The organism is Aquincola tertiaricarbonis (assembly GCF_000969605.1).
GTDB classification, from domain to species: Bacteria; Pseudomonadota; Gammaproteobacteria; order Burkholderiales; family Burkholderiaceae_C; genus Aquincola; species Aquincola tertiaricarbonis.
In genome coordinates, this window is the sequence record NZ_KQ033892.1 from 185,307 (window position 1) to 195,712 (window position 10,406).

General features: G+C 75.2%; 6 protein-coding genes. 1 reads left to right on the top strand and 5 read right to left on the bottom strand.

The annotated features are described in order from the left end of the window. Positions 1 to 12 precede the first annotated feature (12 nt). The 5 genes from VO99_RS28460 to VO99_RS28480 are packed head-to-tail and all read right to left on the bottom strand — an operon-like array spanning position 13 to position 4,524. Positions 13 to 657, bottom strand: coding sequence for an ATP-binding cassette domain-containing protein (locus VO99_RS28460; RefSeq protein WP_083441031.1), 645 nt, complete (start codon positions 655 to 657; stop codon positions 13 to 15). Continuing rightward, positions 654 to 1,373 (bottom strand): ABC transporter ATP-binding protein, encoded by a 720-nt coding sequence (locus VO99_RS28465; RefSeq protein ID WP_046116314.1) that lies wholly within the window; start codon positions 1,371 to 1,373, stop codon positions 654 to 656. The genes VO99_RS28460 and VO99_RS28465 overlap by 4 nt, the downstream gene beginning before the upstream one ends. Then, complete coding sequence (locus VO99_RS28470) at positions 1,370 to 2,353, bottom strand: branched-chain amino acid ABC transporter permease (RefSeq protein ID WP_046116315.1); 984 nt, start codon at positions 2,351 to 2,353, stop codon at positions 1,370 to 1,372. The genes VO99_RS28465 and VO99_RS28470 overlap by 4 nt, the downstream gene beginning before the upstream one ends. Further along, positions 2,346 to 3,218 (bottom strand): branched-chain amino acid ABC transporter permease, encoded by an 873-nt coding sequence (locus VO99_RS28475; RefSeq protein WP_046116316.1) that lies wholly within the window; start codon positions 3,216 to 3,218, stop codon positions 2,346 to 2,348. Before VO99_RS28475 ends, VO99_RS28470 begins: the two co-directional genes overlap by 8 nt. Positions 3,219 to 3,237: 19 nt before the next feature. After that, positions 3,238 to 4,524, bottom strand: a complete 1,287-nt coding sequence (locus tag VO99_RS28480; RefSeq protein WP_046116317.1) for an ABC transporter substrate-binding protein — start codon at positions 4,522 to 4,524, stop codon at positions 3,238 to 3,240. Positions 4,525 to 4,666: 142 nt separating this feature from the next. Between VO99_RS28480 and VO99_RS31945 the strand changes: the two genes are divergently transcribed. After that, positions 4,667 to 10,348: an AAA family ATPase gene (locus VO99_RS31945; RefSeq protein WP_046116318.1), complete on the top strand. Its 5,682-nt coding sequence runs from the start codon at positions 4,667 to 4,669 to the stop codon at positions 10,346 to 10,348. Positions 10,349 to 10,406: the final 58 nt, after the last annotated feature.

Genomic DNA, 10,406 nt, shown 5'->3' on the forward strand with positions numbered 1-10,406 from the left:
TCGCCCCCCGCCTCAGCGCCCGCCCGCCGGCGGCAGCGGCAGCAGGTCGTCCGCCAGCGCCCGCAGCGCCGGCGCGGGCGGCGGCTCGGCCAGCAGCAGGCCGATGCCTTCCTCGCGCAGCAGCGGCAGCAGCCCGCGCAGCCGCTGCACCACGGGCGGCGCCAGCGCCAGCATCGGTTCATCCAGCAGCAGGTAGCGCGGCCCGCCCACCAGGGCCTGGGCCAGTGCCAGCAGCTTGCACTGGCCGCCGGACAACGTGCCCGCAGCCTGGCCCAGGCAGGGCCGCAGCTCCGGAAAGCGCTGCAGCATGCGTTCCACGGCAGCCTGCAGCGCGGCACGGCGCAGCCCGCTGCCGCCCGCGCGCAGGTTGTCCTGCACCGTCAGGCCGGGCAGCACCGCTGGGCCTTCAGGCACCAGCGCCAGGCCCAGCGCGCGCCGCCGCTCGGGTGGCAGGCCGTCGATGCGGCGGCCGTCCAGCCACAGCGTGCCCTGCTGCAGCGGCAGCAGCCCGGCCAGCGCCAGCAGCAGGCTGCTCTTGCCACTGCCGTTGGGCCCCAGCAGCAGGCTGATGCGCCCCGGCGCCAGCTGGAAATGCAGCGGCGCGCGGGCGGCAGTGCCGGGGCCGCGGCCGGCCACCACGCCACGGGCTTCCATCATGGCGGCGGCACCTCGCCCAGGCAGGCTGCCCGCACGGTGGGCGAGGCCAGCACCTGCGCCGTGTCGCCCAGGGCCAGCACACGGCCAGCTTCCAGCACCAGCAGCTGCCGGCAGCAGCGGGCGACGAGGTCGATGTCGTGGTCCACCAGCAGCAGCTGCGCGCCCGTCTCGCCGGGAATGCGGGCGAGCAGCCCGCACAGCGCCTCGCGTTCCGCGGCGTCCAGCCCGGCGGCGGGTTCGTCCAGCAGCAGCAGCCGCGGCGTGCCGGCCAGCGCCCGCGCCAGCTCCACGCAGCGGCGCTGGAAGGGGCCCAGCGAGCCGCAGGCCTGGTGCTGCAGGCGCGAGAGTCCGGTGAACGCCAGGGCCGCCTGCAGCGCCGCGGCTCGGCCGGCTGCTGGCATGGGCAGCGCGTCCAGCATCACCGCCACGTTGTCGGCCACGCTGCGCTCGGGCGCCAGCTGCACCGCCTGGAAGCAGCGGCGCACCCCCGCCCGCGCCCGCCGGTGGGGCGGCCAGGCCTCGAAGCGCTCGCCGTGCAGGCTCAGCCGGCCACCGGGCTGCAGCGGCACCAGGCCGCACAGCGCATCCAGCAGCGTGCTCTTGCCGGCGCCGTTGGGCCCGATCACGCCCACCGCCGGGGCGCTCAGGCTGAGGCACAAGCCGTCCAGCGCCACCAGGCCGCCGAAACGCACGCCCACCTGCTGCAGCGTGATCATGGCGGAGGCGCCCGCCGTGCCCGGAGCCTTTGCCAGGCGTGTGCCCACTGGCCGGCCAGGCCGCCCGGTGCGGTGGCCAGTGCGTGCATGAGGCCCAGGCCGAAGAGCAGCGTGGCCAGCTGCGCATCCAGGCCGGCGGTGTCCAGCAGCGCCGGCAGCACCCGGTGCAGCAGGCCGGCCAGCAGGATGCCCAGCGGCGACTGGGTGCCGCCGATCAGCGCCACCGCCAGCAGCACGATGCTTTCGCTGGCGGCGAAGCTGCGCGGATCCAGCGTGCCCAGCATCGCTGCCAGCAGGCTGCCCGCCATGCCGGCCACCGCACCGGCCAGCGCCAGGGCCTGCAGCTTGCGCGGGCCCACCGCCACGCCGGCCATGCGGGCGGCGGCTTCGCTCTGCCGCATCAACGCCCAGGCGCGGCCGCTGGCACCGCGCAGCAGGGCCTGCTGCAGCGCCAGGCAGGCCCACAGCCCCAGCGCTGCATAGCGCAGCAGCGCCGCATCGTCCGGCGCCAGCGCAGGCCGCGCCATCGGCACGGTGCCGAAGCCGTAGCCCGCCAGGCCGCCCGCCCCGCCATTGGGAAACTGCAGCGCGGTGACGGCCACCGCGAAGGCGCCGGCCGCCATCAGCGTGGTGAGCGAGACCGCCAGCCCGCGCAGCCACAGCGCCGGCAGGCCGACGAGCAGGCCGGCGGCGGCGGCGGCCAGCGTGGCCGCCAGCAGGCAGGCCTCGAACGGCCAGCCGGTGGCATGCCACAGCCGCAGGCACACCCAGCCGCCCGCGCCCATCAAGGCCACCTGCCCGAGGTGCACCAGGCCCAGCCGGGCCTGCAGCAGCGCCACGCCGCTGGCCGCCAGCGCGTAGATCACCGCGGCCAGCCATGCCTTGAGCCAGTAGCCGCCCAGCAGCGCCGGCAGCAGCACGATGGCCGCGGCCGGCAGCAGCAGCCGCGGCAGCCAGGCCAGGCGGCGGGCGTCAGCCATGGGCCATCCGCCGCCGCCCCGCGCCGTGCGGCCGCAGCTGCCAGGCCACCGCGGCCAGCGCCAGCACGAAGGGCGTGGCCGCGCGGAAGGGCACCGCCGCCGGCCACAGCGTCAGCAGCGCCTCCACCACGCCGATGAGCAGGCCGGCCGCCACCGTCAGCCGCAGCGAGCGCAGCCGGCCGATCAGCGCCGCCGCCAGCGCCGGGATCACCAGGAAGGTGAGCACGGCCGCATCCAGCCGCACCAGGCTGCCCAGGCCCAGCCCGGCCAGGCCGCAGAGCAGGCCGCTCAGGCCCCAGGCCCAGGCCTCGGCGCGGCGCACCGGCAGGCCCAGCAGCAGTGCATGGGCGCGGTGGTCGGCCAGCGCGCGCATCGCCAGGCCAATGCGGCTGGTGCGCAGCAGCAGCCCCACGCCGGCGGCGGCCAGCAGCGCCACCGCCAGCGCCAGCAGCCGGGTGCCGGTCAGGCGCAGGCCCAGCACCTGCACCGCCAGTGCATCGGTGGGCAGCAGCAGCCGCCGCGGCGCCTGCGGCCAGGCCCAGCCGGCCGCGCCCAGCAGCACCAGCGCCAGGCCCAGCGTGCCCACCGCCTGCAGTGCCGGCTCATGCCGGGCCAGGTGCGGTGCCACGGCCTGGCCATACAGCAGGCTCAGCCCGGTGGCCACGAGCAGTGCCAGCAGCGCGGCACCGGCGCCCACCGCGCCGGGGGTGGAGAGCTGCCAGGCCAGCATCGCGGCCATGGCGCCGATGGCGCCCTGCGCCAGGTTGAGCACGCCGGTGGTGCGGTACAGCAGCACCAGGCCCACGGCGGCCATGGCATACACCGCGCCCACCGCCAGGCCGGACATCAGCAGCAGGCCGGCCATGACGCTGCGCGGCGCGCGGCTAGCGGCGCCCGATGCCCTGCTGCCGCTCCAGCGCCTTGATCGGCGCCAGGTAGTCGGACTCGGCATCGAAGCAGTCCTGCACCGTGCGGAAACCGCTGCCGGTGTACTGCAGCATCAGCCCGGCATGGTTGGGCAGGTGGCGGTCGCCTTCGCCGAAGTACCAGGGCCGGCACAGCAGGTCGGTGCGCCAGTCGCGCACCGCGCGCAACGCGCGGGTGACGCCGGCACGGTGCAGGTCGCGCGGATCCATGCGCAGCAGGGTGTGGGTGAAGATGTCGGCCGAGACGAAGCCGGCCTGCGAGAAGGTGTCGCGCCGGTGGGTGGCCACCGCATCGCTGCGGCCCCAGCGGTCGGTCACGGCCCGCCAGCGGCGGGCATCGGGGCCGTCGCTGTCCAGCCGCGTCAGCTCGGCATGCACATGCAGCTTGCCGGCCCAATAGGGGCCCAGCGCGGCGGGAATCTTCAGGTCGTACAGCGGCGTGGGCGCGATCCAGCGGCGCTGGTCGCGCAGGTCCTGCTCCTCGGCGGCCTTCAGGATGGGCACGGCCAGGCCGGCGGGCAGGTTCACCAGCAGGGTGTCGGCGCCGGTGGCCATCGCCTGCAGCAGCACCGAGGTGAAGTCGGCGCTGCCGGCGTCGAACAGCACCGACGTGCCCTTGAGCCCCTGGCCGGCCAGCCACCGGTTGACGGCATCGCAGGTCCAGCTGCCGCCGCCTGGCGTGTTGATGCTGATGCAGGCCACCGAGCGGGTGCCCAGCGTGCGCACCGCCCACTGCACCGCGCCCAGGTTGCTGGGCAGCGGCCCGGCATTGGTCGACACGATGTTGCGCGACTCGAAGCACTCCTGCACCGCGCAGGCGGAAGCGATGACCACCGCGCCCTCCTGCTCGTACAGCTTGGCGTTGACACGCATCTCCACCACGCTGCCGTTGCCCACCAGCGCCAGCACGCCGCGGTCCTTCACCAGCCGGGCACCGGCCTGGGCGGCCACCTCGGGGTTCCACTTGTCGTCTTCCACCAGGTAGTGCACCGGCCGGCCGTGGATGCCGCCGTGCTCGTTCACGCACTGGAAGTAGGCCCGCGCGGCCGCGGCGGCGGAGCTGAAGTCGTCAGGGCCCGTCTTGCCGGCGATGGCGCCCACCAGCAGCGGTGCACCGCGCGCCGGCGGGCCGCCGCTGGCATGGCACGGCGGCGGCGCATCGGCTGCGGCGGCGGCCGGCAGCGCAACGACCAGGCACAGCGCCCAGGCAGCGGGCAGGTGGCGGAGGCGGGGAAACACGGGCATCGCTCGCTCCAGTAAATGGCAAATACTCACCATGCAGGAGCGGACTTGTACCACTTTTATTCTTTCTATCCCTACAACTGGGGTACACCTCGTGCTTGTGCCGGATTCCTGCCCCCGCCGCATCACGCACAGACGCACCGCGATGACATCTCAATACACCACCGCCGAGAAGCTGAACGAAAGTGATGCCACGCGCGTGTTTCGCGGCCGGGCGCCGGGCGTGGCGGCGCAGACGGTGCTGCTGAAGGTGCTGCGCCCCGACGCCGCCAGTGCCGAGGCCGCTGCCCGGCTGCGCGACGAACATGCGCTGATGCTGGGCCTGCAGGGCCCGCATGTGCCGCGGCCGCTGGCCTGCCTGGGCGACGATGCGGCGCCGGTGCTGGTGCTGCAGGACGCCGGCGGCCGCCCGCTGGCCGATCTCATCGCCGACCAGCAGCCCTGCGCCCTGGCGCAGTTCTTCCCGGTGGCGCTGGGCCTGGCCGGCGCGCTGGCCGACCTGCACCGCCAGCGCGTAATCCACGGCGGCCTGCATCCCGGGCGGGTGCTGGTGGGCGAGGGCGGCCAGGTGTGGCTGCTGGACTTCTCGCGCGCGGTGCGGCTGTCGCGCGACTATCCGGACAGCGCCGTCACCACGCTGCCGGCTTCGCTGCTGCCCTATGTGTCGCCCGAGCAGACCGGCCGCATGAACCGCACGGTGGACAGCCGCAGCGACCTCTATTCGCTGGGCGTGATGCTGTACCAGCTGCTCACCGGCCGGCTGCCGTTCCAGGCAGGCGATGCGCTGGAGTGGGTGCACTGCCACCTGGCGCGCGAGCCGCGCTCGCCCGACGCCGTGGTGCCCGGTCTGCCGCATCCGCTGGCGCTGCTGGTGATGAAATTGCTGGCCAAGCTGCCCGAGCGCCGCTACCAGACCGCCGCCGGCCTGCGCGCCGACCTGCAGCTGTGCCAGGCCGCCTGGCTGGAGGGCCGCGCCGACGACCCGCTGCCGCTGGGCCGCGCCGACGTGTCCGACCGCTTCGAGCTGCCCGAGGCGCTGGTCGGCCGCGAGGCCGAGCGCAATGCGCTGCTGGCCGCCTTCCACCGCGTGGCCACCGGTGCCACGCGGGAGGTGGTGCTGGTCACCGGCGAAGCGGGCGTGGGCAAGAGCAGCCTGGTGGCCGAGTTGCGGTCGGCCGTGGCACTGGAAGGCGGCGCCTTCTGCGTGGCCAAGCTCGACCCCTACCTGCGCGGCATCCCGCATGCGGCCTTCGGCATGGCGCTGGGGCCCATCGTGCAGCAGATGCTGGCCGGCCCGGCGGAGCAGCTGGCGCAGTGGCGCCAGCGCCTGTCCGACGCCCTGGGCAGCGACGCCGCCGCCGTGGCCGAGCTGGTGCCGGCGCTGCGCTGGGTGCTCGCGCCGCTGCCTTCGGCGCCCGAGCGGCCGGCCGAGCAGGCCGCCCGCCGGCTGCAGAACGCGCTGCAGCGCTTCGTCGCCATGCTGGCCTCGGCCGAGCGGCCGCTGGTGCTGTTCTTCGACGACCTGCACTGGCTGGACCTGGGCAGCCTGCAACTGCTGGCCGCGCTGTGCGACGCACCCGATGCGCGCCACCTGCTGGTGGTGGGCGCCAGCCGGCAGATCGGACCGCAGGGCGCCGCCAGCGCGGCCGCCGCCCAGGCCGCCTTCGCCCGCCGCAACGTGCCGGTCACGGTGCTTCCGCTGCAATCGCTCAACCGCGGCGAGGTCACCCGCATCGTCTGCGCCGCGCTGCACCGGCAGGACGCCGAGGGCCAGGCGCTGGGCACGCTGGTGTACGAGCGCACCGCCGGCAATCCGCATTTCGTCGGCCAGTTCCTCACCTCGCTGCACCAGGACGGGCTGCTCGCCTTCGACACCGCCGCCGGCCACTGGCATGGCGACATGGAGCGCATCGCCCAGCGTGGCTTCACCGAGAACGTGGTGGGCCTCATGCTGGCGCGGCTGCGCCGCCTGCCCGGCGACACCCGCGCGTTGCTGGCCCTGGCCGCGATGCTGGGAAGCCCCTTCCCCATCGGCATGCTGGCGCGGGTGGCCGGCCAGCCGGAGGCGGCCGCCGAGGCCGCGCTGTGGCCGGCGCTGCAGGCCGGCCTGGTGGCGCGCGGCCAGCCGCACTGGCGCTTCCTGCACGACCGGGCGCAGGAGGCCGCGCACGAACTCACGCCCGCCGCCGACCGCCCCGCCGCCCACCTGCACATCGCCCGCTGCCTGATGGCCGACGCCGCCGCCCAGGGCCTGGTGGAAGGCGACGACCGGCTGTACGCCATCGTCACCCACTTCAACCATGCGCTGCCGGCGCTGGCCGACGAGGCCGAGCGGCTGTCGGTGGCGCGGCTGAACCTGCAGGCCGGCGCCCGCGCCTATGCCGCCACCGCCTACGTGGCTGCCACCGCCTACCTGCGCGCCGGCATCGGCCTGCTGCCCGAGCAGGCCTGGCAGCAGCAACCGGCGCTGGCCAGCGCGCTGCTGCGGCTGCTGGCCCGCTGCGAGGCACAGCGCCAGGGCCTGAACGAGGCCGAGCGCCTGGCGCGCCTGGTGCTGGCCCGGCCGCGGCCGGCCATCGAGCGGCTGGACGCCCACCAGGTGCTGATCGAGGTCTGCCTGGCCCGTGGCCGCTATGAGGAGGCGCAGGAGCTGGCCTGCACCAGCCTGGGCGAGCTGGGCATGCCGCTGCCGCGCCGGCCCGGGCTGGCGCAGGTGCACGAGGAATGGGCCGCGCTGCAGCAGCGGCTCAAGGCCACCGGCATCGCCGGCCTGCAGGCCCTGCCGCAGATGATGGACCCGGATGCGCTGGTCATCCTGCGCGGCATCGACGGCGCGCTGCGCCTGATGGTGTTCATGGACAAGAACCTACTGGCGCTGCTGCAGATCCGCCTGGTGGGCCTGCTGATCACCCACGGCCAGGCGCGCGCCGCCGCGCCCTGCCTGGCCTACTTCGGCTGGATGCTGGCCGGCCACCTGGGCGAGACGGCCGCCGGCGATGCCTTCGGCGAGCTGGCCCAGGCCATGGCGGATGCGGCGGTGGGCGGCGGCGACCACGGCCGCATCGGCTTCTGGCGCAGCCTCACCGCCATGTGGAGCCGGCCATGGCCCGAGGTGGTGCGCCGGCTGCGGCTGGCGCTGTCCGCCGCGCGGGCCGAAGGCGACCTGGCCACCACCTGCTTCGCCTGCGGTCACCTGGTCACCGCGCTGATGTTCGCCGGCCGGCCGCTGGAGGAGGTGCTGGCCCAGGCGCAGGAATACCTGCCGCTGGTGCAGCGGGCGCAGTTCCCGGACCTGGCCGACGACCTGGCCAGCTGCCGCGATGCCGCGCTGCGCCTGCGCGGCGAGCTGCCGCCCGGGCCCACCGCCGACCCTGCCACGGTGCCGCCCGCCCCGGGTCCCGGCGCCGGGGCCGCGGCGACGCTGGCGCTGCCACCTGCCGCGCCGGCCCAGGCCTGCGCCGGCGGCTCCACGCTGGGCATCGCCTTCCGCGCGCTGCGGCAGCTGATGGTGCACACCGTGCTGGGCGACCTGTCGGCCGCCCGGCAGGAGGCCGAACGTGCGCGGCCGCTGCTGCCGGCGGTGCAAGGCACGCTGCTGGAGCACCTGCACCTGGTCTACGGCGCGCTGGCCCTGGCCGGCGACCGCAGCACCGCCACCGCGGGCGAACTGGACCAGCTGCAGGCCGCCACCAACCGGCTGGCCGGCTGGGCACGCGACAACCCTGACAGCCATGCCGGCTGGCACCGGCTGCTGCAGGCCGAGACCGACCGCCTGGCCGGCCGGCCCCTGCCGGCGCTGGCCGGCTTCGAGGCCGCGGCCGCCCAGGCGCGCGGCCAGGGCTTCCTGCACCTGGAGGCGATGGCCCATGAACGTGCGGCGCGGCTGTGCGAGAGCCTGGGCCTGGCCACCGCCGCCCCGGCCCATCGCCAGGCGGCCGCCGACGCCTGCGAGCGGTGGCAGGCCTGGGCCAAGGTACGGCGGCTGGATGCGCCCGCGCTGCGCGCCGCGGCCGGCACGCCGCTGCGGCCCCGCGGCCAGCCGGCTGACGACGGCGCGGCCCGGCCGCTGGCGTTGGACACGCTGGCCCTGGTCAAGGCCACGCAGGCGCTGTCCAGCCGCATCACGCGCGACGAACTGATGGGCACGCTGATGCGGCTGGTCATCGAGCAGGCCGGTGCGCAGTCGGGCGCGCTGCTGCTGGTGGAAGGCCGCGATGCGCAGGCGCCGCTGGTGCTGGCCGCCACCGCGCAGGTGCGGCTGCACGACGTGGACGTGCAGCTGCATCCCGACGACGGCGGCGGGCAGCGGCTGCCGCAATCGCTGCTGGCCTTCGTGCAGCGCAGCCGCGAGACGGTGTTGCTCGGCGAGAGCCAGGCCCCGCATGCCTTCGAGCGCGATCCCTACCTGCTGGCGCAGCGGCCCGCCTCGGCGCTGTGCCTGCCGGTGCAGCGCCAGGCCACGCTGGTGGGCGTGCTGTATTTGGAGCACCGCAGCGTGCCCCGGCTGTTCACCCGCGAGCGGCTGGGCGTGCTGCACCAGCTGGCGGTGCAGGCCGCCATCTCGCTGGAGAACGCCTGGGTCTACGAGCAGCTGCGCGCGCTGAATGCGGAACTGGAGCAGCGCGTGGCCCAGCGCACCGCCGCGCTGCAGACGGCGATGGAAGCCGCCGACGCCGCCAACCGCGCCAAGACCGCATTCCTGGCCAACATGAGCCATGAGATCCGCACGCCGATGAATGCGGTGCTGGGCATGGCCTACCTGGCGCTGCACAGCGGGCTGGACCCGCGCCAGCGCAACTACGTGCAGAAGATCGAGACCTCGGCCACGCTGCTGCTGGCGCTGGTGGACGACATCCTCGACTTCTCCAAGGTGGAAGCGGGGCGGGTGGAGATCGAGCGCATCGTCTTCTCGCTGGCCGACGTGGTGAGCCACGTGCAGGACATCGTCGCCGTGCGCGCTGCGCAGAAAGGCCTGGCGCTGCGCTTCCAGCAGGCGCCCGGCGTGCCGGCCCACCTGGTGGGCGACCCGCTGCGGCTGGGGCAGGTGCTCATCAACCTGTGCAACAACGCGGTGAAGTTCACCGAGCAGGGCGAGGTGCTGTGCCACATCGACAGCGCTGCCCCGCCCGACGCCCAGGGCGCGCGGCTGCGCTTCGTGGTGCAGGACACCGGCATCGGCATGACGGCGGAGCAGATGGCCCAGCTGTTCAAGCCCTTCAGCCAGGCCGATGGCTCCACCTCGCGGCGCTATGGCGGCACCGGGCTGGGCCTGGCCATCTCTCAGCGGCTGGTGCAGCTGATGGGCGGCCAGATCGAGGTGAGCAGCCAGCCCGGCGAGGGCAGCCGCTTCGCGTTCGTGCTGCCCTTCGCCAGCGCCGGGCTGCTGCCGGCTCCTGCCGCCGCGCCGGCCGCGCCAGCGCATCCGCCCGACCTCAGCGGCCTGCGGGTGCTGCTGGTGGAGGACAACGACATCAACCAGGAACTGGCGCAGGAGCTGCTGCGCGTGGCCGGCATCCAGACCACCGTGGCCGTCAACGGCCGCGATGCGCTGCGCTGCCTGGAAGAGGGCCGCTTCGACGGCGTGCTGATGGATTGCCAGATGCCGGTGATGGACGGCTTCGAGGCCACCCGCGCGCTGCGCGCGCAACCGCAGTGGCGCGACCTGCCGGTGATCGCGATGACCGCCAGCGCCCGCGCCATCGACCGCGCCGACGCCCTGGCCGCCGGCATGAACGACCACGTGGCCAAGCCCATCGACGTGGACGCGCTGTACCGCACCATCGGGCGGTGGATGCGGCCCGGCGCAGCGCCGGGCGCAGGCGCCTAGCGGCGCGGGCCGGGCTTGCCGCCCGGGCCGCCGCGCGGACGGTCGCCGCCGCGGCCGG

Excerpts from the sequence above, each read along its gene's own strand:
- VO99_RS28460 (WP_083441031.1), bottom strand. The coding sequence starts at position 657 with ATGATGGAAGCCCGTGGCGTGGTGGCCGGCCGCGGCCCCGGCACTGCC.
- VO99_RS28465 (WP_046116314.1), bottom strand. The coding sequence starts at position 1,373 with ATGATCACGCTGCAGCAGGTGGGCGTGCGTTTCGGCGGCCTGGTGGCG.
- VO99_RS28470 (WP_046116315.1), bottom strand. The coding sequence starts at position 2,353 with ATGGCTGACGCCCGCCGCCTGGCCTGGCTGCCGCGGCTGCTGCTGCCG.
- VO99_RS28475 (WP_046116316.1), bottom strand. The coding sequence starts at position 3,218 with ATGGCCGGCCTGCTGCTGATGTCCGGCCTGGCGGTGGGCGCGGTGTAT.
- VO99_RS28480 (WP_046116317.1), bottom strand. The coding sequence starts at position 4,524 with ATGCCCGTGTTTCCCCGCCTCCGCCACCTGCCCGCTGCCTGGGCGCTG.
- VO99_RS31945 (WP_046116318.1), top strand. The coding sequence starts at position 4,667 with ATGACATCTCAATACACCACCGCCGAGAAGCTGAACGAAAGTGATGCC.